21 protein-coding genes are annotated in these 24,579 nt (G+C 59.1%); 9 read left to right on the top strand and 12 right to left on the bottom strand.

The genetic code is table 11. From position 1 onward, the window contains the following. Positions 1 to 2 precede the first annotated feature (2 nt). Positions 3 to 1,577 (bottom strand): nickel ABC transporter substrate-binding protein, encoded by a 1,575-nt coding sequence (nikA, locus tag ACIQYF_RS05790; protein WP_402857898.1) that lies wholly within the window; start codon positions 1,575 to 1,577, stop codon positions 3 to 5. A gap of 91 nt (positions 1,578 to 1,668) precedes the next feature. Between nikA and nikR the strand changes: the two genes are divergently transcribed. Next, complete coding sequence (nikR, locus tag ACIQYF_RS05785; RefSeq protein ID WP_402857895.1) at positions 1,669 to 2,094, top strand: nickel-responsive transcriptional regulator NikR; 426 nt, start codon at positions 1,669 to 1,671, stop codon at positions 2,092 to 2,094. Here the strand turns inward: nikR and ACIQYF_RS05780 are convergent. Continuing rightward, a complete protein-coding gene (locus ACIQYF_RS05780) occupies positions 2,073 to 3,308 on the bottom strand; it encodes an MFS transporter (RefSeq protein WP_402857892.1) in 1,236 nt (411 codons plus the stop codon). The genes nikR and ACIQYF_RS05780 overlap by 22 nt on opposite strands. 314 nt (positions 3,309 to 3,622) lie before the next feature. On the opposite strand from ACIQYF_RS05780, the gene ACIQYF_RS05775 reads away from it, so the two are divergent. Next, positions 3,623 to 4,807: a sugar transporter gene (locus ACIQYF_RS05775; RefSeq protein WP_402857889.1), complete on the top strand. Its 1,185-nt coding sequence runs from the start codon at positions 3,623 to 3,625 to the stop codon at positions 4,805 to 4,807. A gap of 48 nt (positions 4,808 to 4,855) precedes the next feature. Here the strand turns inward: ACIQYF_RS05775 and mntP are convergent, their stop codons facing one another. From mntP to ACIQYF_RS05760, 3 genes are all read right to left on the bottom strand, one after another. Beyond that, complete coding sequence (gene mntP, locus ACIQYF_RS05770) at positions 4,856 to 5,425, bottom strand: manganese efflux pump MntP (RefSeq protein ID WP_402857886.1); 570 nt, start codon at positions 5,423 to 5,425, stop codon at positions 4,856 to 4,858. Positions 5,426 to 5,675: 250 nt separating this feature from the next. Further along, complete coding sequence (locus tag ACIQYF_RS05765) at positions 5,676 to 6,419, bottom strand: response regulator (protein ID WP_402857883.1); 744 nt, start codon at positions 6,417 to 6,419, stop codon at positions 5,676 to 5,678. Positions 6,420 to 6,428: 9 nt separating this feature from the next. Beyond that, complete coding sequence (locus ACIQYF_RS05760; RefSeq protein WP_402857880.1) at positions 6,429 to 7,664, bottom strand: GAF domain-containing sensor histidine kinase; 1,236 nt, start codon at positions 7,662 to 7,664, stop codon at positions 6,429 to 6,431. A gap of 262 nt (positions 7,665 to 7,926) precedes the next feature. On the opposite strand from ACIQYF_RS05760, the gene ACIQYF_RS05755 reads away from it, so the two are divergent. Genes ACIQYF_RS05755 through ACIQYF_RS05735 form a run of 5 tightly spaced genes read left to right on the top strand, consistent with a single transcriptional unit; the run spans position 7,927 to position 13,323 of the window. Further along, positions 7,927 to 8,949, top strand: a complete 1,023-nt coding sequence (locus ACIQYF_RS05755) for an ABC transporter substrate-binding protein (RefSeq protein WP_402857877.1) — start codon at positions 7,927 to 7,929, stop codon at positions 8,947 to 8,949. 24 nt (positions 8,950 to 8,973) lie between these two features. Further along, positions 8,974 to 10,431, top strand: coding sequence for a sugar ABC transporter ATP-binding protein (locus ACIQYF_RS05750; protein WP_402857874.1), 1,458 nt, complete (start codon positions 8,974 to 8,976; stop codon positions 10,429 to 10,431). Beyond that, positions 10,428 to 11,438, top strand: coding sequence for an ABC transporter permease (locus tag ACIQYF_RS05745; protein ID WP_402857871.1), 1,011 nt, complete (start codon positions 10,428 to 10,430; stop codon positions 11,436 to 11,438). Before ACIQYF_RS05750 ends, ACIQYF_RS05745 begins: the two co-directional genes overlap by 4 nt. Continuing rightward, entirely contained in the window at positions 11,435 to 12,397 is a 963-nt protein-coding gene (locus ACIQYF_RS05740; RefSeq protein ID WP_402857868.1) for an ABC transporter permease, read from the top strand. Before ACIQYF_RS05745 ends, ACIQYF_RS05740 begins: the two co-directional genes overlap by 4 nt. Positions 12,398 to 12,411: 14 nt before the next feature. Then, on the top strand, positions 12,412 to 13,323 hold the full coding sequence (locus ACIQYF_RS05735; protein ID WP_402857865.1) for an SMP-30/gluconolactonase/LRE family protein: 912 nt from the start codon (positions 12,412 to 12,414) through the stop codon (positions 13,321 to 13,323). Here ACIQYF_RS05735 and tssI read toward each other — a convergent pair. From tssI to ACIQYF_RS05705, 6 genes are all read right to left on the bottom strand, one after another. Then, positions 13,311 to 14,492: a type VI secretion system tip protein TssI/VgrG gene (gene tssI / locus ACIQYF_RS05730; protein WP_402857862.1), complete on the bottom strand. Its 1,182-nt coding sequence runs from the start codon at positions 14,490 to 14,492 to the stop codon at positions 13,311 to 13,313. The genes ACIQYF_RS05735 and tssI overlap by 13 nt on opposite strands. Positions 14,493 to 14,654: 162 nt before the next feature. Beyond that, entirely contained in the window at positions 14,655 to 15,092 is a 438-nt protein-coding gene (locus ACIQYF_RS05725) for a YqaA family protein (protein ID WP_402857859.1), read from the bottom strand. Positions 15,093 to 15,172: 80 nt separating this feature from the next. Beyond that, positions 15,173 to 16,060: an alpha/beta hydrolase gene (locus tag ACIQYF_RS05720; protein WP_402857856.1), complete on the bottom strand. Its 888-nt coding sequence runs from the start codon at positions 16,058 to 16,060 to the stop codon at positions 15,173 to 15,175. Between the two features lie 19 nt (positions 16,061 to 16,079). Continuing rightward, positions 16,080 to 18,320, bottom strand: coding sequence for a TonB-dependent siderophore receptor (locus ACIQYF_RS05715; protein WP_402857853.1), 2,241 nt, complete (start codon positions 18,318 to 18,320; stop codon positions 16,080 to 16,082). Between the two features lie 73 nt (positions 18,321 to 18,393). Continuing rightward, a complete protein-coding gene (locus ACIQYF_RS05710) occupies positions 18,394 to 19,743 on the bottom strand; it encodes a histidine kinase sensor domain-containing protein (RefSeq protein ID WP_402857850.1) in 1,350 nt (449 codons plus the stop codon). Then, positions 19,743 to 20,435: a response regulator transcription factor gene (locus tag ACIQYF_RS05705; protein ID WP_402858049.1), complete on the bottom strand. Its 693-nt coding sequence runs from the start codon at positions 20,433 to 20,435 to the stop codon at positions 19,743 to 19,745. Before ACIQYF_RS05705 ends, ACIQYF_RS05710 begins: the two co-directional genes overlap by 1 nt. A 246-nt stretch (positions 20,436 to 20,681) precedes the next feature. Between ACIQYF_RS05705 and ACIQYF_RS05700 the strand changes: the two genes are divergently transcribed. Next, positions 20,682 to 21,893 (top strand): M24 family metallopeptidase, encoded by a 1,212-nt coding sequence (locus ACIQYF_RS05700; RefSeq protein WP_402857847.1) that lies wholly within the window; start codon positions 20,682 to 20,684, stop codon positions 21,891 to 21,893. Between the two features lie 187 nt (positions 21,894 to 22,080). After that, positions 22,081 to 23,421 carry an MFS transporter gene (locus ACIQYF_RS05695; RefSeq protein WP_402857844.1) on the top strand — a complete coding sequence of 447 codons (1,341 nt, stop codon included), beginning with the start codon at positions 22,081 to 22,083 and terminating at the stop codon, positions 23,419 to 23,421. Positions 23,422 to 23,527: 106 nt separating this feature from the next. On the opposite strand, the gene ACIQYF_RS05690 is transcribed toward ACIQYF_RS05695, so the two are convergent. Beyond that, positions 23,528 to 24,523: a GlxA family transcriptional regulator gene (locus ACIQYF_RS05690; protein ID WP_402857841.1), complete on the bottom strand. Its 996-nt coding sequence runs from the start codon at positions 24,521 to 24,523 to the stop codon at positions 23,528 to 23,530. Between the last annotated feature and the right edge of the window lie 56 nt (positions 24,524 to 24,579).

Here is a 24,579-nt window from a genome sequence, read left to right as displayed (position 1 = left end):
ATTTAGGGCTTCCCGGTGGCTGGGCGCATGACTTCAAACGGCACGTCAAACAGCGTGCTGCCGAACTGCACGTTGTCGACTTTTTTACCGCTGACACTGATGGCTGTCAGATGCGAGATCGGCAGGTACACCGCCTGATCATGCAAGGTGGTGAGGATCTCGCGGTATCCCTCGGCGCGTTTGCTGTCATCGGTCTGGGCAAAGACTTCGGCGATTTTGTGGTCGATCGCGTCTTTCATTGGCAGCCCGCGCTGTGCCATATAGTCAGCGTGGCCGGCATAGCGCATGGAGCTGACAAACGAGTGCGGATCGTAAGGTGCGCCCCACGTGTCAGCGAAGATCATGCCGAAGCGGCCTTCACGCTGACGCTGCACCAGAGAGCCGTCTTCTTCAGCGCGTAATTTGACCTCTATACCGACTTTGGCCAACTCGCCCTGAATGATTTCAGCCAGGCTCTTTTGCAACGCGCTAGGGCCCAGAAACACCAGTTCAATGCTCAGTGGCTGGCCGTCTTTCTCACGGATGGTTTTACCGCTCGAGAGTTTCCAACCCGCGGCATCGAGCAATTGCCGAGCGTGCTGCGGGTCGTAAGGCAAGGCCTTGAGGCCAAGATTGGCGTAGGGCATGTTGCTGGCAAACAACGCATCGGCGCGAGGCTCCAGGCCGTGCAGTACCTTGGCGATGATGGTGTCTTTGTCCACGGCTTGATTGATGGCCTGACGCACCGCCAACTCGTTGGTCGGTGCCAGGCCAGTGTTCATCGCCACCGTGCGGGTGGCCAAGGGCGCGGAAATGGCGGCCTTGAAGCCCGAGTCGCGCAGCCGAACAAAAGTACCGGGGGAGATTTCGCCTTCAGCGCCTTGAATCAGGTCCAACTCGCCGGTCTGCAAGGCGATGGCGCGGCTGTCCGGGTCGGAAATGACTTTGACCAACACCGAGCCATACGCCGGTTGTGCGCCCCAGTAGTGTTCGTTGCGGTCGAAGCGGTCGTATTCGCCGCGCCGGGTTTGCGTCAATACCCAAGGGCCGGTGCCCACTGGTGTACCCGGCTTGGCGTCGGGGGCGGCAAAACGCAATGGGCGCACTTGCGCCAGTTCCATCAGCGTCGGGTAATACGGGTGCTTGAGTTGCAGCACCAGCGTGAGTTCGTCCGGGGCTTCGACGCGCTCCAGGGTCGAGACCAGTTCCATCCACTGGTGGCGCTTGCTGTTGGCCAGTACGGCATCGAGGTTGGCTTTGGCCGCCGCAGCATTGAACGGGCTGCCATCGCTGAACTTCACACCGTCGCGCAAGGTGAAGGTGTACGTCTTGCCATCGGGCGACACTGTCCACTGAGTGGCGAGCCAGGGTTGGAGCGTGCCTTGTGCGGTATAGCGCACCAAGGGTTCGTACACCATCGCCTGCGCGTACATCTGGTTTGGGGAATAGCCTCTGGGGTCCAGCGGCCCGGCATTGGTTGGCCACGAATAGGACAGCGTGGGGGGCGGGTCGGCGCTAAAGGCAGGGGTGAGCGCGGCGCTCAGATAGGCACCCATGATCAATAGGGCAAGCTGTTTTTTCGTCCTTGACTGCTTCACACTGCATCTCCCAAAAGTTGATGGCCTTTTGCCTATTCACGTATTGGGTATGAAGTCTATGTCAAAAGTTCATAACTGCGAGGCTAATTGCATGCAAAGGATCACCATTTCGCTGGATGAAGCCTTGCTGACCGCCATTGATGAGCGGGTTGGCACCCACGGCTATCAGGGGCGATCCGAGGCGATTCGCGATTTATTGCGTGCCGGGCTGCTCGGTGAGCAAGGCGGCGACCCGCAAGCCGCCTGTGTGGCCACCCTGAGTTACGTCTATGACCACGGCACACGGGAACTGTCCAAACGCCTGAACAGCGCTTTTCACGCGCACCATGACCTGACCTTGTCGACCCTGCATGTGCACCTTGATCAAGGCAAATGCATGGAAGTGTCGGTGCTCAAGGGCACCGTCGGTGAAGTGTCGGAGCTGGCGCGCCACGTCATGGCCGAACGCGGGGTTCGCCATGGCAGCGCGCAGATCATTCCGTTAAGCGAGGTTGATCAGTCCGGCGCGGATGTCTGAGCGCTGGCTGATCTCGACTGATACAGGCGCCGCCACAACAGACGGCTTAGCGTGATTGCCCAGTTACTCACTGCGATGACCAGAATGATCGAAAGCAGGGCAGGGATACCGTCGTTAACGATCACGTGCCCGGCCAGCCACGGAAAGCCGAACACCCCGACAAAATACGCCAGGCTGAACAACACCAGTGATTGTGAGGTATACCCGACCGGCGCCTCGTTGGCGGCCAGGCCATTAATCACCGAGTACGTCAGGCCGTAACCCACGCCCAGCGTGATGGCAGCCACTGCATACGTCGCGCTTGAGTGCACGCAGAACATGAACATCAGCACTGCAACCACAATCAGGGCTGTCAACACGCATGCCATCACGTAAGGATCACGCTGGATGATAAAACCTGCGATCAACAGGCGGCAGGAAATGGCCGCGCCCATGAAACCGAGAAAGAACAGAGAATAATCCAGGTGATTGAGCGCCGCGTAAGAGGTTTGAAAGCTCGACAATCCGCCAAAAATGGCGCCACCCAGGCCGACCATGACAATGGCGAACACCGCCTTTGAACTGAGCACTGACAGGGTGGCGCGCGGGGTTATTTTGCACACGCTGACCGGGCCGATGAGGCTGCTTTGGCGTTTGATTTTCGGGTCAATCAAGAGGAAGGCAAGGCCGCCCAACAGGCTGGCAACTGCCGCCATCACAAACGCTGATGCCACAGGGTAGCCCAGCGCTTCGCTGGCACGCCCGAGCAGCGGGCCGGTGCCGATGCCGGTCAGCATGCTGCCCGAGAGCAGGGCAAAATATTTAACCCGGCGGGCAGGTTCGATAATCATCGCCACGATGATTGGCCCCAAGGTGTAGAACACGCCCCAGCCCAACCCCAGCAGCAAGCCACCTGTCAGCACGGCGGTGCCAAGGGTCTGGACGCTGGCAAAAACCAGGCATGCGCCAGCCAGTAACACGGCCCCGGCGGCGATGGCTCTGGGAGCGCCGAACAGATCAGTCAAATGCCCGGAGAAAATCACGGCAGCAAAGGTACTGAACATGGCCACCGAAATAATCGTTCCCGCGTCTGATTCACTGCCGCCATGGGCGCGGAGCATCATGGCCAATAAAAACGTGGTGCCATAGGACACCGATAACAAGTAGCTGCCCAGGCAGAAGAGGCCGAACACTCCATTGGACGTTCGAGCAGCGGCAGGTGCAGAGGAGGGCATTGGGGGGAGTCCTTGCGGGTCGATTATTGTTGTCGAGTCTCTTAATACCAGAGTGCACAGGGAGATCAGGATTCAAACCTTTGAATCCTGAGGTTGCGATGCTCTAAACAAATGCCAGGCCCCTCACCATCACACCTTTCTTAAGGTGGCGTCGTACGCCCCGGTTTGCGCCGACCCACATCCTTTGATGTTCACTTACAGACCTTTGCGAACGCTATAGAATGCCGCCCCGTGTGGTTCTGACTAAGCTGTCTGCAAAGACAGCCGAGTCACGAGCCTGTCAGATCATCGATAGCGAGTAGTGCCCCCCATAAATGAGCAATTCCCCTGCGACACCTAGCGCAAATTGGCAACCGGTCATAGCACTGGCGCTGGCCGCGTTCGTGTTCAACACCACCGAATTTGTCCCTGTAGGCCTGCTGAGCGCCATTGGTGCCAGTTTTGACATGACCACCGCCAGTGTCGGACTGATGCTGACGATCTATGCGTGGGTGGTGTCTCTGACCTCGCTACCGATCATGCTGCTGACCCGCAACGTCGAACGCCGCAAGCTGTTGTTGGTGCTGTTCGGGATGTTTATTGCCAGCCATCTGCTGTCCAGCGTCGCGACCCACTTTGGCATTTTGCTGCTTAGCCGGATTGGTGTGGCGTTGTCCCATGCGCTGTTTTGGTCCATTACCGCGTCTCTGGCCGTACGTCTTGCTCCGGAAGGCAAACAGGTCCAGGCCTTGGGTTTGCTGGCCACCGGCACTTCACTGGCGATGGTCTTGGGCGTGCCGCTGGGGCGTTTGCTGGGCGAGGCCATGGGCTGGCGCACCACGTTTCTGGTGATTGGCGCACTGGCCGGATTATTGGTGTTGTGGCTTACCCGAACCCTGCCGCTGCTGCCTAGCCAGAACTCGGGCTCGCTCAGGAGTTTGCCGGTATTGTTCAAACGGCCTGCATTGGTGGCGATTTATGTACTGACGGCCGTAGTCGTCACCGCCCAATTTACCGCTTACAGCTATGTCGAACCCTTTGTCGAAGGGGCCGCAGGCATGAGCAGCAACACCGTGACCTTGATTCTGCTGTTGTTCGGCGGGGCAGGGATCATCGGTTCACTGTGCTTTAGCTGGTTTCACAAGTACAACCCACAGGGCTTTCTGTTGATCGCCGTGGGGTTGCTGGCGCTGTGCCTGTTGTTGCTGTTGCCGGCCAGTGGCTGGGTCGAATCGCTGAGCGTTCTGAGTATTGTCTGGGGCATGGCGATCATGGGCTTTGGCCTGGCCCTGCAGTCGAAAGTATTGAACCTGGCGCCCGACGCCACCGACGTTGCCATGGCGATGTTTTCAGGCATCTACAACATCGGCATCGGCGGTGGTGCGCTGCTGGGTAGCTGGGTCGGCGGCCATTTGGGTTTTGCTTATGTGGGGCTCGCAGGCGGCTCGTTGGCCACGCTGGCGCTGGTTTTCTACAGTTGGACGATGTACCGGCTGGCGCGCTCTGGCACCGCGAGCTGAGTTAACCCAAAGAGGAATCGGACACGCTGTCAGATTCCTCTTTTGTTTTTACGCCGCGCTTAAATGCTCATACAAGATCGTCGCCCCGACGAGCATCAGCACCACCCCCCCGACAATTTCCGCACGCTTGCCCACCAGACTGCCCAAGGCGCGGCCCAGCAGGGTGCCGATGATGACCATGGTCATGGTTGCCAGGCCTATCGCTGCTGCCGCGAGCCAGATATTGACGTCGACAAATGCCAGGCCAACCCCGACCGCCAGTGCGTCGATGCTGGTAGCAATCGCCGTGATCACCAGAATCCAGAAGGAGTGCTGCGCAGGTTTGTCCTCGGGTTCTTCTTCCTCGGGCTTAACCCCGTTGTAGATCATGTAAAGCCCCAGCCCCAGCAGCAGGGTGAAGGCGATCCAGTGATCCCAGCGGGTGACATAACTGCTGGCGGCCTGGCCGATTACCCAGCCAATGACCGGTGTGATGGCTTCAATCACGCCAAATATAAGGCCGGTACGCAGGGCTTCGGTGAAGCGCGGTTTGTGCAGGCTTGAACCTTTACCGATGGCCGCCGCAAAGGCATCCGTTGACATGGCAAAGGCAAGGAAAATCAGGGCAATGGCGTTCACGTTTACAGTCCAGCCGGGCTTGAAAACAACGACATGACCCTGCGCGCCCGACTTCAGCACAGGTATGTCGTTGGTCTCGCAAATCCGGATGGATGCCATGGCCACGGCAGGTTGCCGAGAATGTTGACCAGAGCGCCGCCACACAAGTGACAGCCAGCTACTCCCCAAAGAAGTTGCGAAGAATAGCAGCTGCGAGTGAAAAAAATGTGAAAGCGCGCTGTAGCCGGTAGCGCCAATGGCAGGCGCGAGCTTAGTGCCATAAATGTTTGAAACGTGGGTCTTTGAGCCATTCCTGCAACTCGATTTCGGCCTGTTCCAGCGCGGTGCGGTTCAGCAGTTTGCGCAACAGCGCCACGTTGACCGCGCGGGCGCGCAGGTTAAAGGCCGGTCCGCTGTCGCTGTCTTCCGTGGGCTGACGCACACCGAGTTTTTCGTAGAGCTGTTGCAGACGGTTTTGCACGCTGCGCAGCGACAGGTTACGACGCTGGGCGATGATGCGGTCGGTCAGGCCCAGCGCGATGTCTTGCAGCACCTCGTATTCGGTGTCGGTCAAGCCCAGCAGCAGGTTCTGGCTTTTTTGCTGGACCCCGCGCACTTCACGGTCAATGACGCATTGCTGTTCGATAAACAGGCTGCGCAGCGCCAGGCGCAGGCGATCTTCGGAGGCGGTCTTGAGGATGTAGCCGTAGGCCGCGCCCTCGGGGACGATGCGCGATATGCCGCGTACGTAGGCTTCATCGGCGTAGTTGGACCAGAACATGATTGAGGTCTGCGGGCGCTCGCGCCAAATGGCCCGCGCCGCTTCAACCCCAGTGCGGCGGGGCATCTGCAAGTCCATGACCACAGACGTCACGGCAAACTCATGGGCCAGGCGCTCGCCGACCAGCCCGTCCTCGGCTTCAAGCAAGCGCTCGCATTCGGGCAGCGCATTTTCGATGACTTCTTTGAAGAAGGCCCGGTGCACCGGGTCGTCTTCGATTAACAGGATGTCCATGGGGGTTCCTTAGGCGTGCGTCGGCAGCGGCAGGTTGATTTGCACACAAGTGCCTTTGCCGCTCGGGCCTTTGTCGATCTGTACGTGGGCACTGAGCAACTGCGCACGGACCTGCATGTTTTTGATGCCCCCGGTTTCCAGGCGGCTGACAGGGTCAAGCCCACGCCCATCGTCGAGTATGGTCAGTTGCAGATGGCTATTGGAAGCGGTGATTTCGACGATGATCACGCTCGGAGCTGCGTGTTTGATCGCATTATTCACCGCTTCTTGAACGATTCGGAACAGGGCGATTTTTTGCGGTTCGGCCAGGGCGTTGGCCAGCCCGTCTGTGTTGTCGCGCAATTGCGTGACGATCGGCAGGCCGCTGTTGCGCACGCTGCGCAGCAGCAGGTCTTCGAGGCCTTCGACAAAGCCGAACAGTTGCAGGATGGTCGGTTTGACCGCGTCGATGATCAACCGCAACTCTTGCATGCTTTCGTGCAGGGCCTGGCCGATGGGGGCGAGTTCTGACGACGTCACGTTGTCTTGCAATTGCAGACGTGCGATGCGTCGGTGCAGGCGGGTCATGTCCGCCAGGGTCTGATCGTGCAGGTCCATGCCGATACGCTGGCGCTCGTTTTCCAACTCTTCGGTGAGGCGCAATACCCCCAGGCGCAGGCCTTCTTCACGGGCGCGGATCTGCGCCTCGACAATGGCCAGTTGTTTGGCCTGTTCGGTCTGGTGCAGGGCGTAGAGGTAGGAGGCCAGCAAATCGGCCACGTGCTGGGTGTGGTGTACGTCATCGAGGGTGTAAAAGTTGGCCACGTGGGTCGAGCAACTCAGCGCGCCGATGACTTCGCCCCGAGCACGCAGGGGGACGTGCAGGCGGCTGCGCAGGTTTGCATCGAAGATCGGGTGATTGAGTGCGCCGGGGAACTGGAAGCGCTCATCGATCATGGCGTCATCGCTGAGAATGTACGGCGTTTCACCCAGCAGCAGCGAGCGAATCGGGCTGCGCGCTATTTCCAGCGGATTAATCGCAAAGTCGCTCCACGAGGTATGCAGACCTGTTTCGTAAGCCGACAGGTGATTGTCGTCATCAAGCAACAGGCTGACGTCCAGATGGTCGTGGGGCAGGATAAAACGGATCTCTTCGGACACCGCCTCGATCATTGACTGAAAGTCCAGACGCCCGGCCAGCGCACGGGAAATCCCGAGAAAATGGTGCAACACACTTTCAGCGGCGATGGGGGTTCTTTGCGCCATGGCGTACGACCTGTCATGAGGTTCGCCCGCTGGCGAACCGAGCCACGATTATGGCTTAAAGCCGCTCAGCGGCATGCGCAAAAATGCTGCACGGATACGCGTTTATTTTGCGGGATCCCGCAGGTTATTTGCGCGCAAAGGGTATCAAGTGTGCAGTAACGCCCCAGACACAGGCCGTGCGGCCGTATCAGACTGGTGGCGTTATCAGGTACGACCGAGTCATTCGGCGGCCGAAGCCCACAATAATAAAAAGGGTCTTGCCATGGAACGTTTCACGCTGCGTTGTGCTTTATTGTCCACTGCATTGCTGCTTGCTCCTTTTATGTCCGCTCAGGCTGATACGGCCGACAAAACCATCGCGCTGTCCAACAACTACGCCGGTAACTCGTGGCGTCAAAGCATGCTCGCCAGTTGGCAGCAGACCACCGATCAGGCCGTTAAAGCCGGGATTATTTCCGGGGCCGACTCCTTTACCACCGGCGAAAACCAGGCCACCGAACAGGCGGCGCAAATCCAGAACCTGATTTTGCAGGGCTACAACGCCATCGTCATCAATGCGGCCTCGCCGACAGCGCTCAATGGCGCGGTCAAGCAAGCGTGTGATGCGGGCATCATCGTGGTGTCGTTTGACGGGATCGTCACCGAGCCCTGCGCTTACCGGGTTTCCATGGACTTCAAACAAAGCGGCATTGATGCCATGGACTATCTGGCCAAGCGCTTCCCACAAGGCGCTAATGTGCTGGAAGTGCGCGGCCTGGCCGGGGTTTCTGTGGATGACACGATTCACTCCGGGATCATCGCGGGCGCGCAAAAGCACCCTCAGTTGAAAATCGTCGGTGCGGTCAACGGCAACTGGTCACAGACTGTGGCCCAGAAAGCCGTGTCCGGGATTTTGCCGAGCCTGCCCAAAGTCGATGCGGTGGTGACCCAGGGGGATGATGGCTTTGGCGTGGCGCAGGCGTTTACCGCTGCCGGGCGCCCGCTGCCGGTGATCATCTTTGGCAACCGTGAAGAAGAGTTGGCGTGGTGGAAAAAGCAAAAAGACGCCACAGGGTATGAGTCGTTCTCTATCTCCAGCGCCCCGAGTATTGCCAGCCTGTCGTTTTGGGTGGCCCAGCAACTGCTGGACGGCAAGCAAATGCCCCATGACCTGTTGTCACCTGCCATCAGCGTGAGCCAGGACACCCTAGAAAGCTCGCTTAAAGGCCTGGAGAAAGGCGGGATTGTTAGCCACGTGTACAGCGTGGATGACGTGGCCCAGCTCAAAAGCCCTGTTGCGCACTAAGCGCGAGCAGTCGAGGAGAGTGTGATGACTACGACTCAAGCTCCGCTGGTTGACCTCAAGGGGGTTGGCAAGCGTTTTGGTGCCGTGCGCGCCTTAGACAGCGTTGACCTGATGTTTCAGGCTGGCGAGTGCCTGGGCCTGATCGGTCACAACGGCGCCGGCAAATCGACACTGATGCATATTTTGGCCGGCACCCTGCGCGCCGACAGTGGCGCGCTGTTAATGGCCGGTGCGGATGTGCGCAGTGGCTACTCGGTGCAGGTCGCCCGCCAACACGGGATTCGCTGTGTGTTTCAGGAGTTGTCGCTGTGCCCCAACCTGACGGTGGCTGAAAACACTCGCCTGATGTGTCCGGCGCTGCGTGGCTTGGGTTGGCGGCGCAAGGCCGGGGCGTTGATTGTGGCCAGCCTGGACAGCATTTTTCCGGGGCACGGGATCAGCCCTGGCGCTGTGATCGCGGACTTGCCGATCGGGCAGCGGCAGATGGTTGAGATCGCCCGGGCCTTTACCTGTGTTGATGAACACCTGGCCTTAGTGATTCTCGACGAACCGACCTCCTCACTTGACGCGCGGGTCGCTGAGCAACTGCTGCGGCATGTACGGCGCTACGTTGAAGGCGGCGGCTGCGTGGTGCTGATCAGCCACATCCTTGGTGAAATGCTCGCGACCTGTGATCGCATCGCGGTCATGAGTGATGGTTGTGTGGTTGACGTTCGCGCGGCCAGTGCCTTTACGCATGCGTCGCTGGTCGAATCAATGGGCTCCATGGACAGCAAGGCACACGCTGCCAGCCAAGTGTTTGTGTCCAAGCGCGACAGCCAGCCCGCCGTGGTCAACCAGCGCCCGGCGCGCCAGCGCAACCAGCACACCGTGGCGGCCTGGGCCGGTGAAATTGTCGGTCTGGCCGGGCTCGCGGGCCAGGGACAGAGCCAATGGCTGGTGCAATTGTTGCGCGAACGGGTGGCCAAAGGCCTGCCGGTGGCGCTGGTTGCAGGTGATCGGCAAACCGACGGCATATTTAACCTGTGGTCGATTGCCGAGAACATCACTATCAGCTCGCTGGCCGCGCTCAGGCACGGGCCGCTGATCGACCCGGCTGCCGAGCAGACCATGGCGGCGCAGTGGCAGCAACGCATGGGTATTCGCACGCCGGACATGAACAGTCCGATTTTGTCGTTGTCGGGGGGCAACCAGCAAAAAGCCCTGTTTGCCAGGGCGCTGGCCAGCGACAGTGACTTGATTTTGATGGACGACCCGATGCGTGGGGTCGATGTCGGCACCAAGCGCGAGGTCTACGCCATTATCAAGGACGAAGCGAGCCGGGGGCGCACCTTTATCTGGTACACCACTGAACTGGAAGAGCTGGACCACTGTGATCACATCTATGTGTTTCGCGATGGCCAGACAGTCGCTGATATGGCGCGCGATCAATTGAGTGAAGCGCAAGTGCTGCGCAGTTCCTTTCAGGAGGAGGTGGCATGAACGCGCCTCAACCCATGACGTTAAAATCCCAACCTCAAACCTGTGACGCTGCGACAACATCTGCAGCGAGAGCAGTCAATCGGGCGCGTTTGTTGCGTAACGCGTTGCCCGCCGTTTCGTTGATCGTGCTGCTGGCAACGATTTTCATCATGCAGCCTCGGGCCATGAGCTACATGGGCATGAACCTGATGCTCAACCTGGCGGTGCCTATCGCCCTGGCCACCATCGCGCAAATGCTGATTATCACGGTCAATGACCTTGATCTGTCGCTGGGCAGTTTTATCAGCTTTGTCGCCTGTGTGGCCGCCACGTTGCTCAACGATCATCCGTTGCTCGGCTGTCTGGCGCTGGTGGGGTGTGTGGCGGTGTATGCCGTGCTCGGTGCCTTGATCCATATCCGCCAGTTACCGGCGATTGTGGTCACCTTGGGCATGTCATTCATCTGGGTTGGCGGCGCGGTGCTGTTGTTGCCCGCACCCGGCGGCAGTGCACCGCAATGGTTGCAGGCGCTGGTCAAAATCAAGACGCCGTTATTACCGTTCGCGGTGGTGGTGTGCGTGTTGCTGGCCGTGGCGGTGCATCTGTTTTTGATGCGCTCCACCTGGGGCGTGGTACTGCGCGGCGCCGGTGGCAACCCGTTGGCGATTGCCAAGGCCGGGTGGTCATTGCTGCGGATCAAGGTCACGTTGTATGCAATGGCGGGCACTTTCGGCGTGCTATCAGGCTTGTTTCTGGTGGGTTTGACCACCTCGGCTGACGCCAACATGGCTCTGCGCTACACCTTGCTGTCGATTGCCGGGGTGATTCTGGGCGGCGGTGAATTCACCGGCGGGCGAGTCTCGCCCGTGGGGGCGGTGCTGGGGGCATTGACCCTGGTGCTGGCCGGATCGCTGTTGTCGTTTATCCGCATTTCGCCAGATTGGCAGATCGGCGCCCAGGGCGCGATTTTGATTCTGGTGTTGGCCCTGCGCACTGCCGTCAACCGTCTAGAGGCTCGTCCAGCATGAACCTGAACCTTCATTTCGACCGTGTGCGCAGCAAACCCTGGTTGTGGTCGTTTCTGGCGGCCTTGCTGGTGTCGCTCGCGACCCTGGTGTTTACCCAAGGCGAGGGCGCGGGAGCATTGACCTCCAGCGCGCTGTCTTTTTCAGCCTTTTTTGTGATCGTCGGTGTGGGGCAGATGTTCGTCATCACCACCGGCCCCGGCAATATCGACCTGTCGATCCCGGCCAATATCGCCCTGAGCGGTGCGGTTGGCATGAAGCTGATGGACAGCCAGAATGAGTTGATCATCCTGGGCGTGACCGGCGTCCTGGCTGTCGGGGTGCTGGTGGGGTGCGCCAACTACGCACTGATTCGCGTGCTGCGCATCCCGCCGATCATTGCCACCTTGTCGGCCAGCTTTTTGTTGCAGTCCGTGGCCATCGCTTACGGGCGCAGTGTACGGATTGCCCCGCCGGAACTGTTTTATCAGTTCTCGACCGGGAAGGTGATGGGCGTGCCTTACCTTGCGGTGGCGGTGGTCTTGCTGACGGTCTGTGCAGGCTACCTGCTGAGCCGCACGCTCTACGGTCGCTGGGCCTTGGCCGTGGGCCAGAACATGCGGGCGGCCGAGTTGGCCGGGGTGCGGGTCGAGCGTGTGCGCTGGGCGACGTATGTGCTGAGCGCAGTGTTTGCCAGCCTCTGCGGTGTATTGCTGGCGGGGTTTTCCGGTGGTGCGTCGCTGAGCATGGGCGATGAATACCTACTGGCGTCGATTGCTGTGGTGGTCATTGGCGGCACGTCGGTGGCGGGCGGTTTTTCCAACGTACCGGGGTTGTGGGGTGCGGCGCTGTTTCTGTATTTGCTGGTCAGCATGCTCAACACCTTTGGCGCCAGCGCGGGTGTGCGGCTGATCCTTACCGGGGTCATCATTATTGCGGTGATCGCCGCCGTTAGCGGGCGTAAAAGCCTGCGTAGTCTTTGAGTCAGGACCGAAAAATGAACGACGAGATTTACCAATACAACGACAAGCGTTTTCGCAGCCTGACCCTGCCCAACACCCAACTGGAGCGCCTCTATGATGGGTGCCGCTGGGCAGAAGGCCCAGTGTGGTTCAACGATGGCGGCTACTTGCTGTGGAGCGACATCCCTAATCAGCGCATCCTGCGCTGGACCCCGGAGCAGGGCGTCTCGGTGTTTCGCACAGCATCCGACTTTGCCAACGGTAACACCCGTGATCTGCAAGGGCGGCTGGTGACCTGCCAGCATGGCACCCGAAGTGTCACACGCACCGAGCCGGATGGCCGCATCACCGTGCTGGCCGATCAGTTCGAAGGCAAACGTCTCAACTCGCCCAATGACGTGGTGGTACACAGTGATGGCGGTATTTGGTTCACCGACCCGACTTACGGCATTCTCAGCGACTACGAAGGCTATCAGGCCGAGCCGGAACAGAGCGGGCGCAATGTGTTTCGTGTGGACCCGAACACCTTGGAAATCACGTGCGTTGCCGATGACTTCGAACAGCCTAACGGCCTGGCATTTTCACCGGACGGCAAAACCCTGTACGTCGCTGACTCGGCCCGCTCTCACGACCCGGATGCCGCGCACCACATCCGCGCCCTGCAGGTCATTGATAACTGCCGGTTGGGCCAGTCCCGCGTGCTGGCGCAAATCGAACCGGGTATTCCGGACGGCTTGCGGGTCGACGTCCAGGGCAACATCTGGACCAGCGCCGGTGATGGGGTCCAGTGTTTCGATGCCAACGGCGTGCTGCTGGGCAAGATTCTATTGCCTGAAACAGTGGCTAACCTGACGTTTGGCGGGCCTCGGCGTAATCGCTTGTTCATCACCGCCAATACATCGCTGTACATGATCCATGTTGCGGTTGCGGGGGCTCAGTTGCCGTGAGGCTTACTCTTTGCGGGGCGTCTTGCGGATGAGACGCTCACGTCCTTGGGTGCTTCAATTGGCATCTCGTTATAGCCGGTGCCGTTTGGTGTGCTGCGCCTGCGCAGCACGCTGCCGTTAACCGGCTGGCGGCCTGCAGGCCCCCGATTGTCTGGCAGACAGTGGGTGATAGTCGGCTGGTCGGGGTCACCTTCAATGAATGCCACCAGCACCTCAGCGCCGACGTGTGGCACGCCCCACCAACGGGGGGGGACAGGCAGCCAGCAGCGGCTGTATCGGGCTTTTTGCTTTTCGCGGTGCCAGTAAAACTGCACCTCGACCCGATGGGCCATGTCTTGTTTGATCACGCGCGCGATTTGCGCCTCCAGTACGCAGGGCTTGGTGTGCGTGCGCGCCGGGCGATAGGTCTCGCCCAGCAACGTGACCGCAAAGTGATTGCGATACCCCTGAACAAAACCATCTGTGGGATTTTGTTCCAGTGTTTGCGGTTGCTTGCCTTGGTGATGAATGTCGGTCAGCAGCCATATTGCGTTGCAATGGCCGCTGTTCAACACCGGCTGGTGTTTTTTATCGAAGAGAAACGGCGTCGGGTGCTCGAGTGCCGAGAAAGCATCCTGGTTATCCCCAAACACCAGCAGATGACCTTGGTGGCTGTGCTGGAAGTGATAGTGAATGCCTTCTTCTTCGCACAGGCGCTGGACAAAGTGCAGGTCGGTTTCATGATATTGCACGCAGTAGTCACGGACGTGATGGGTGTATTTGAGTTTGAATGTATACGCGTCACTCAAGATGCCGTGCTCTTTGAGGAGTTGCACGATGATTTGCTGGGCAGTTTGCTGCTCAAAGATGCGCTGATGGGTGCGGTGCTCAAGGTACGTCAGTTGCGGTACCAGAGTCAGCGTGTACAGCGTGAAGTTGGGGTGGGGGCGGCCTTGGGCGATGGCATAGATTTGCCCATGAACGCCTCGTCCATGGGGGCCGTAAGCCAGGAAGGCAGGCTGATGCAACAGTTCAACGAAATCCAGGTTGGCCTGTTCGCTGACAATCTCGACATCGAAGGTATAAGGCATATTGATGGCTTCGTTGCCGTAGAAGGACAGCACATGAAAGGCGTGGGTAACGCTTTCAACCGTGAGGCTGAAACGAGGAGGAGGGAATAGGCGTGACATGTTCGCGTCTCCTTGCGTTGCAGGCGTCCTGATGTAACAAAACGTCAGGAGAGCTGCTGGATCGTGCAAGTGTGCAAGTCGTAATTGAGACTGGCTGTAGTACGAATCCTTTTAGTGGCTAGGTGGGAAGCGAAGATAGGGTAGGAGGTGCTTGTAGGCTGTCTAGGCCCAGCCCACGGTGACGGCTGTCAGCACCAGATAACGAGCACCTTTGGCCAGTGTGACGATCAGTACGAAACGCCACAATGGTTCGCGCATGACTCCGGCGATGACTGTCAAAGGATCGCCAATGACAGGCACCCAACTCAACAGCAAGGACCCGCGTCCGTAACGCAGGTAGAAGCGTTGTGCCTTGTCCAGTTTGGGGGCGCTGACCGGGAACCAGCGGTGATGGCGAAAGCGTTCAATCGAGCGCCCCAGTATCCAGTTCAAGACAGAACCGAGCACATTGCCCAGCGTTGCCACGCATAGCAGGGTCACGGCGATATAGTTACCGGACAGCAACATAGTCACCAGCACGGCTTCAGATTGCATGGGCAGTATCGACGCGGCGCCGAACGCCGCCAAGAACAGGCCAAGATAGCTGGTGAGTTCAAACATCATGAGTTGCCGAAGTTTTGTAGCCGCTGGCGCAGGTGCGTGATGGATATGACGGCCCTTATCGCAGGCTTGGCCTGCATTCACAAGCCTTGCGTTTGCAACACATAACGCACCGAAGCGGGCAGGGTCTCGCCGTGGCTCATGCCGTCAAAGGTGTGGTAGTCAACCGTCAGCCCCGCAATGGCGCTCAACTGGCTTTTCAACTGTTGCATCAGTCGATCCGGTTGTCCGACGCTGGGGCCGCGCGGGTTGCCGGGCTCGGCGGTGCCGCGCATCAATAGCAGGTGCGCATGATGCCCGTCGATACGCTGTTTAAAGTCAGCCTGCGGTTTGACCTCGGTCCACCACAGCGAGGGGCTGGCGGCTGCATAGTGGGCAAATTCTGTGGGCCGGGTGAACAGGGCATGCAGCACCAGCAGGCCACCATAGGAATGCCCCCACAGGGTTTGCTGTTGCAGATTAATCGGTGCATGGGCCGCAACGGCCGGACGCATTTTGTCACGCAACAGGTCGAGGAATTCGTCGGCACCGCCGCTCGGTTGTTGGGTCAGCGGATCGGCTTGTCGGTCAAGCCCGGGCCTGTTCGGGGTGTAGTCGTAGGTGCGGGCAGTGCGTTCAATGCGCAGTGGCGTCTGGTAGCCGACGGCGACCAGCAACGGCGCTTTGCCGTCTGCCAGCGTTCTCAGTAACGGCGGGTCCAGTGCGCCGATGGCCGCATTGCCATCGAGCATCCATACCAGCGGGTATCCCCCTGCGGGTGGCGGTGTTGTGGGGCGGCCAATCCACAGTTGGTAGTGGCGCTGGCCGTCAGCGGAATCAATCAGCAGGCTGCTAAAGCGGTAGCTCAAGTCGTTGCGCTGTAACAGGCGGGTATCCATTGGCTGGTCAGGCGCTGGCCTTGCCTGCGCTGCTTGCGCTGGCAAGGCCAGGGCAAGCGGCAACGCCAGAAGGAGGGGCAGGTTTCTCATCGGGCGATCTCGTTATTGTTTAGAACGATGCTGTCAGGCTGGTGTAAAGCGTGCGCCCCGGCTCGTTGTAAGTGGCGGCGCCGGCTCCGGCGATGTTGGCCACGCCCTGAGCGTTGCCTTCGCGAAACAGGCGTTTGTCAAACAGGTTGTCGACGCCCGCCGTCACGCTCAAGTGGCGGGTGATGGCGTAGGTGGCGCTGATACCGGCGATGGCGTAAGGCGCTACCTGGTTGTTGGAGGTGCCGGTCACGCGGTCGCCGTGGTAGTCGTATTTTTTGGGTGTTTGCTTGCCGTACCAGGCTACGCTGGCCTGCAGCGATAGGTCTTCAAGGGCTTGCCAGTCCAGCATCGAGTTCAGGGTGTAACGCGGCGTGACAGACAGGGAGTCACCGGTTTCCTTGTTCTTCGATTGCAGCATGTAGGTGAAGTTGTGGGTCCAGGTGAGGTGCGGCGTCAGTGGCAGCGTCAGCGTACCTTCCAGGCCTTCAACCAGTGCCTTGGGCACGTTCTCCCATTGATAGATCGCCGCATTGGCGTAAGTGCCGGTGCCCCCCACGGCGTTACCTACGGGGGTCAAGCCTGATTCGATCTTGTTTTTGTAGTCGTTGCGAAAGTAAGTCAGACCCGCCACCAGACCCTCGTTCTTGTACTCGATGCCCAGTTCTTTGTTGACGCTGGTTTCGGCCTTGAGGTCTGCATTGCCTTGCAAGTAGCAACTGGTGCTTTGGCCATAGCAGCCCTGGCCACGGCTATACAGCAGATAGTCGGGATCGAGCTGATACAGGTTCGGCGCCTTGTAGGCGCGGGCGATGCCTGCCTTGAGGCTCAGGGTATCGGTCAAGGCATGCGACAGGTTGAGCGAGGGGCTCCAGTTGTTGCCTACAACACTGTGATGATCCAGGCGCATGCCGGGGGTGAGCATCGTGCCGGGATCCAGCTCAATGTTATCAGCCGCAAACAGCGAGAAAATCTGCGCCGCCGACGCGGTGCTGCGGTGGGTGCTGGTCAGGCCGCTGACTGCGCCGCCTTCACTGGTGGTCTGGGTAGTGGCGCTGGGGTCGTCGAGTTTTTGCTGGGTCCACTCGGTACCGAGGGTCAGCGTTTGATCGAAACCGGCCGATAGTGGCAGGTTGACTTCAGCGTGGGCGGTGAGATCCTTCAGTACGGCGGTGTAGAAATCGTTGCTGCTGAAGATGCCTTCCGTGCCACCCGCGAGGCCTTCGTTGATCCGCGTGTTGCGAGTCTTTTCGTATTGCAGATAGGCCATGCTGCTGCCCAAATCCCATTCGCCACGGTGCGTCAGCGCGTAGGTTTCGCGGTAGGTACGGTTAGTTTCGTGGCCCAACAGGTTTTTAACGTAGGCGTTGCTGTTGGTGTTTTGCGTGTCGCCGGTATAGATATTGCCCTGGCGGCTATACCCGGCTTCGAAATCCAGAGTCTGGTCGGGGGTGATGCGCCAGCTCAGCAAGCCGTTCACGTCTTTGTTGCGCACGCCTTCGCGGCCTGCGGGGAGGGTGCCTGCCTGGTTGCCAGTACGCGCCGATTCGTGGCCCGCGTTTATGTCCCAGTCATCCGAGTCGGTTTTCGCAACATTGCCATAGACCCGATAGCTCAAGGTGTCAGTCAGTGGGCCATTGAGGCCGAAGCTCACCCGCTGGGTGGCACCTTCGTCCTTGTGGCTGGGGAAGTTGCTGTACACCGTTGCGTTGCCGTGGGTTTGAGCCCCGGCCTGTTGGGTGATGATATTGATCACCCCGCCCGCAGCACCGTTGCCGTAAAGCGCAGCCGCCGGGCCACGCAGTACTTCGATACGTTCGACCTGATCAGCGGGCACCCAGTTGGTGTCGCCTCGGCTGTCACGTTCTCCCCGCCAGCCGTAGCGTACGGAGTTGCGGCTGTTGACCGGCTTGCCATCCACCAGAATCAGGGTGTTTTCCGGGCCCATGCCGCGAATGTCGATCTGGCGGTTGTTACCGCGCTGACCGCTGGTGGAGTTACCCGTCAGGTTTACCCCCGGCATGGTCCGGATGATCTGCGACAGGTCATTGGCTGGCGGGCGCTTTTTGATGTCTTCGGCGGTGATGATCGACACGCCCGGCGCCTGCTTGGTTTCTTCCAGCGCGGTGGCAACGACGTTGGTGTTTTGCAGTTCCAGTGCCGCTGGCAGGGTGTCCTGAGTGGCCGCATGGACGGAACTGGCCAGCAGCCAGCAACTGGACAAGACAAAAGGGGCGAGAGGGCGCAGCGCATGTAACGACATCGGGTGATCTCCGAGACAACCAGATACAAGAAGATCACGAATGATAATGAGTGCTAATTGAGAGTAAAGCGCATTAACTTTCTAAACACTTCTCGGCAGGCAACAACAGATGCATGCATAGGCCGGTCTCGCCATTAGTGGCCCACAATCGGCCTTGTTGCAGTTCAATCGCACGCTGGGCAATGGCCAACCCCAGGCCGAAACCCTCACCGATGGAGCCTTTGAGGCGCTGATACGGTACAAACAGGTCAGGCAAATCTTCGGCGGCCACGCCGGGGCCTTCGTCTTTAAGGCATAAATGCCAGGCGTCGCCTTCGCGCCAGCCGCTTAACGTCACCGTGCCATGTGCGGGCGAATACCGAATGGCATTGCGCAGCAGGTTTTCCAGGGCCTGAGCCAGGCTGTCGAGGTGTACGTGCACATAACAATCGGTACCCAGCAGGCAAGGCAGCCGCTCAGGTGCCCAGCCACTTTCGAAACAGGCGTCTACACACAACGCCTCCCATACCGACAACACCAGTACCGGCTCGCTGCGCAGTTGGGGGCGTTCAGTGTCCATCCAGGCCAGGTTCAGGGTGTCTTCCAGCAGGCGCTGCATGTCATCGATTTCACGGTCCAGCCGTTGGCGCAATTGGTTCGGCGGCAAGAGGCTGTCATGGGCGATACGCAATCGGGCCAGCGGGGTGCGCAGTTCGTGAGACAAGGTGCGCAGCAACAAACGCTGTTGGTTCAGGCTGCTGCGCAGGCGGCTGGCCATGTGTTCAAAGGCTTGAGCCAGTTCGCCCAGTTCATCGCGACGCTTGATCAACGGCAGGGGGACCTCACTGTCCAGGTCATCGGCGCGCAGCGCGTCGGCCCGGTCGCGCAAGCGATTGAGTGGCAGCACCAATTGGCGGTACAGCAGCAGCCCGAGCAGTGCAGCGAGCAAGGTCGGCATCAGGCCATGGCTGAGCACGTGGGTCCAGGGGGTAAGGCCGCTGGGCAGCATGTGTTCGGGAAGCTGGATGACCAACTGGCCCTGATCAGGGTGGTTCGGGAACGGAATACTGACGTAGGGCAGTTCGTCCTGCAGACGCCGGCTCATGGGCCAATGCAGTTGGCGCATAAAGGTCAGTTGGCGATAAAGCTCGGGCGTCAGCGGTGTGTTGCTCAGGCTTTCGAGGTGCGGGCCCAGTACGGTGACCCATGTGTCTTCTTTGGCGGCCAGTTGTTGGGTGAAGTGTTCAAGCCCGGACGTGCCCTGTGCCTGCCAGATACTTTCGGCTTGGTGGGCGTAGTGGCCCAGATGGTCACGCGCTTGCGCAGACAGGAAATAGGTCTGGCGTTCGGCCGAGAGGCCCCAGATCCAGATAATCCAGGTCAGCAGCAAACAGAAGCTGACTTGCAACAGTGCCAGCTTCCACAACAAGGGATGACGGCGCATCACGGGCGCTCCATCTCGACCAGGATGTAACCCTGACCGCGCACGGCCTGAATCTGAATGTGTTGCGCGCCGATGGCTGCCAGCTTGCGCCGCACATTGCACACATGCACATCCAGGCCACGATCCAGGCGGGTATAGATGCGGTGCAGCACATGCTGGTACAGAAACGCTTTGCTCAGGGCCTGGCCACCGTGCTCGTGCAGGGTCGTTAATACCCGATATTCCGACAGCGTCAGCCCGGCGCTCTGGCCGTTATGCACGACGTCTTGCGCGGCCTCATCAAAGCGTAATGCCCCCTTGCGCTGCTCGGCAGGCGTGGGCTTGAGCATGGCCATGCGCCGTAGCAGGGCGTCGGTGCGGGCGTCCAGTTCCGCCAGGCTGAAAGGTTTGGGCAGATAGTCATCGGCGCCCCGGGTAAAGCCGGTGATGCGGTCTTGTTCGTTACCCAGTGCCGACATCAGCATCACGGGTACATCTTGCTGGCGGCGCAGGGCTTCTAGCAGCGACAGGCCATCCATGCCCGGCAACATGATGTCGAGCAGCACCAGATCAAACGGACGCTCCTGTAAGGCCTTCAGGCCTTGAATGCCGTCAGGACAACTGGTCACGGTAAAGCCGCGCAATAGCAGATGACGCTCCAGGTCGTGACGCAGTCTGAAATCGTCTTCTACCAAAAGCAGGTGAGTGGAGATAGGCATAGGGGTTCTAATGAGAATATTTCACATTTGCGAATATCCCATTAATGCCAATGCTGTGCAAATGCTATCAAGGTCGACGTGTCAGGTTTCATCCTTCTGGCGCGCAGGTTGCACAGCGGATCTGATCAACTACAGGTCGGATTCACACAAAAAAAGCGGCTTTGCATCTGTTCGAATGATCCTCAACGGCCCGCCCCGATGGCGGCTTCTGAAGTGCGATCACAGATAAGGGTAAATGACATGCAAATGCCTAAAACCATCCAGATCAAGAACGGCGAAAAAGTCACGCCGACGTTCTCGGCCCAGGAATATGCCAATCGCCAGGCCAAGCTGCGCGCCTACATGGCGCAGAACAACATCGATGCGGCGGTGTTCACCTCTTATCACAATCTCAACTATTACAGCGATTTTCTGTACTGCTCGTTCGGTCGCAACTACGCGCTGGTGATCACGCAGGACAGCGCGGTGACTATCAGCGCCAACATCGATGGTGGCCAGCCATGGCGCCGGACCATGGGCACCGACAACATCGTGTACACCGACTGGCAGCGCGACAACTACTTCGTCGCTATCCAGCAAGCGCTGCCGAAGGCCGGGCGTATCGGCATTGAATTCGACCACATGAACCTGCTCAATCGCGGCAAGTTAGCCGATCGTTACCCGCAGGCCGAGTTCGTCGACATCGCTGCGCCCTGCATGCGCATGCGCATGATCAAGTCTGGCGAAGAGCACGCTGTCATTCGTCATGGCGCGCGCATTGCCGACATTGGCGGCGCAGCCATTCTCGAAGCCCTGGGTGACCAGGTGCCGGAATACGAAGTGGCGCTGCACGCCACCCAGGCCATGGTGCGCGAAATTGCCCGCACCTTCCCGGATTCTGAACTGATGGACACCTGGACCTGGTTCCAGTCGGGTATCAACACCGATGGTGCGCACAACCCGGTGACCACCCGCAAGGTCAACAAGGGCGACATTCTGAGCCTTAACTGCTTCCCGATGATTGCCGGTTACTACACCGCGCTGGAACGTACCCTGTTCCTCGATCACTGCTCTGATGAGCACCTGCGGCTGTGGGAAGTCAACGTGAAAGTGCACGAGGCCGGGTTAAAACTGATCAAGCCAGGCATGCGTTGCTCGGACATCGCCCTGCAATTGAACGAAATATTCCTTGAGCACGACCTGTTGCAATACCGCACCTTCGGCTATGGCCACTCATTCGGCACCTTGAGCCACTACTACGGCCGAGAAGCCGGACTGGAACTGCGCGAAGACATCGACACCGTACTGGAACCGGGGATGGTGGTGTCGATTGAACCGATGATCATGATCCCTGAAGGTCGGCCGGGCGCAGGTGGCTATCGCGAGCACGACATCTTGATCGTCAATGAGCAAGGCGGTGAAAATATCACCCATTTCCCATACGGTCCGAAGCACAACATCATCAAGAAATAACCTGAACACCGTAGTCGCTGCCGAAGGCTGCGAAGGGTTGTGAAGCAACCCGTTTTTTTAAGGCCCCCAGGGTCTTTATCGCAGCCTTCAACAGCAACGACACACCCCCCAGCGCATGCGCGCTTAGACGCGCAGCGCTTTCTGACCCATTACCCCTGCCAACAAAAGCACAATGAGGGTATTTGTCATGTCCACAGTTTCGTCCACGCTGTCCCTGACCGTCGAACAACAACTGGAACTGAGCAGTGAACGCAAGGCATTGCGCCGCGCGGCCACGGCGAGTTTTCTGGGTAACTTTGTCGAGTGGTTTGACTACGCTGCTTATGGCTATCTGGCGACGGTCATCGCCTTGACGTTTTTCCCGCAGACCAATGCCTCCACCGGGCTGCTGGCAACCTTCGCAGTGTTTGCCCTGTCGTTTATCGTGCGTCCGATCGGAGGGCTTGTCTGGGGCCACTTCGGAGACAAATACGGACGCCGCAGTGCCCTGGCCTGGTCGATTCTGATTATGACCATCTCGACTTTTTGCATTGGCTTGCTGCCGGGCTACAACCATATCGGTCTGTGGGCTCCTGCATTGCTGCTGCTGATCCGATTGGTGCAGGGGTTTTCGGCGTCAGGCGAATATGCGGGCGCATCGGCGTTTCTGGCCGAATATGCGCCAGAAGGCAAACGCGGTTTTTACACCAGCATTGTTCCGGCGAGTACGGCGGCCGGTCTGTTGTTCGGCGCGGTTTTTGTGGCTGGGTTGCACGCGCTGATGACCGTTGAAAACCTCCATGACTGGGGCTGGCGCTTGCCCTTTCTGCTGGCCGCGCCGTTTGGTCTGGTGGGCCGCTATATCCGCATGAGCTTGCAGGACTCACCCAAGTTTCTGGAGATGGAAAAGCGCCTGGAAGCCAAGGAGTGCGCGACCCATGCGCCGATTCGTGAGTTGCTCACAGTGCATCGCCGTGCCGTGATGATCGGGATTGGCGTGACCTGCCTGAACGCGGTGGCGTTTTACCTGCTGCTCAGTTACATGCCGACCTACCTGTCGACGGAAATGGGCATGAGTGAAAGCGATTCATTTATTGCGTCCACCGTGTCACTGGCCACTTACATTGGCTTGATCTTCTTGATGGGCAAGCTGTCTGACCGTTTCGGCCGAAAAACCATGCTGGTGGCGGCGTCAGTGTTGTTTCTGGGACTGACATTCCCGCTGTTCGGGATGCTGGGTAATCCGTCGCTGGTGGTGATTCTGATGATCCAGATTGCCTTTGGCGCGATTCTGGCGATGAACGATGGCACCTTGCCGTGCTTTCTGGCCGAAATCTTCCCCACCCGAGTGCGTTTCAGCGGCTTTGCCTTCAGCTTCAATATCGCCAATGCCTTGTTTGGCGGGACGGCACCGTTTATCGCCACGTGGCTGATTCAACTCACCGGCAACAAAATGGCCCCGGCCTGGTATTTGCTGGCTGCGGCAGCGGTGGCGTTGATAGCGATGCTGGCCAGTCGCGAAACAGCGCACAAGGCACTGCAAGACTAAGCAACAACCCCACCCCCCGTAGGAGCGAGCTGCCTCGCGATCTTTTGATCTTTTGATCTTTTAAAAGATCGCGAGGCAAGCTCGCTCCTGCAGTCAAGTCCCCAATTCAGTGCAAAGCCACTTGCTTGCGTTCGCCGATCGGCGAGACACCGAACAACCGGCTGTAGCACTTGGAGAAATGCGCCGCCGAAACAAAGCCGCAGGCGAGGGCAATATCCCGCACTTGCGACTCGCTGCGCAGCAACAAGGTGCGGGCGCGCGCCAATCGCAACTCCAGGTAATACTGGCTCGGCGTGCGTTGCAGGTGCTTGTGAAACAGCCGTTCAAGCTGGCGCACCGACACTTCATTCAAACGCGCCAAGTCTTCAAGGCTGACGGGCTCTTCAAGGTTAGCTTCCATAATCGCCACCACCTGGCTGAGCTTGGGCTGCGAAGTCCCCAGCTTTTGCCGCAACGGCACGCGTTGCTGCTCTTGCGCACTGCGGGCGCGATCACACAGCAGCAACTCGCCAGCATGCGCTGCGACCTCCCTTCCACCCGGTTCTCGGGCAATTATTTGCAAGGTCATGTCCATGGACGCTACGCCACCTGAGCAGGTGTAGCGGTCGCGGTCCATCTCGAACAGCTGGTTGGAAATAATGATGCCGGGAAAGTGGTCCTTGAGGGTTTCGATGTCTTCCCAATGGATGGTGCAGCGATAGCCCTTAAGAAGTCCTGCACGCGCAAGCCAGTAACTGCCGGTGCAAATGCCCCCCAGTGTCACCCGTTCATGCGCCAGCTTGCGCAGCCAGTTGAGCAGCGGCCGGCTGCTGAGGTGCGAAACGATCGGGTTTGACCCGACCACTAACAAAATGTCCAGTTTTGGTGCGGCGCCCACGGCGTAGTCCGGCAGGATACGCATGCCATTGCTGGCAGTCACAGGGTCCATGTTGGGGGCGATGATGACGCTGCGAAACATCTCGCGGCGTGCCGCCATATTGGCCATGCGCAGGGTTTCAATTGCAGAGGCAAAGCCGATAGTGGTGAAGTTCGGTATCACCAGAAAGCCCACGGTTTTGACGGTGGGCAGATTAGGCGTTGCCGCTGTAACAGATGCTGACATCCTCTGGCTCCTTTTCTCGTTCCAGGACGCGTCTAGCGTCGGGGTTCGCGCAGTGC

Origin of the sequence: Pseudomonas sp. NPDC096917, assembly GCF_044762555.1 — a bacterium.
GTDB lineage: Bacteria > Pseudomonadota > Gammaproteobacteria > Pseudomonadales > Pseudomonadaceae > Aquipseudomonas.
Note: the sequence above shows the minus strand (reverse complement) of the source record. Positions and strands in the feature narration are given on the sequence as shown.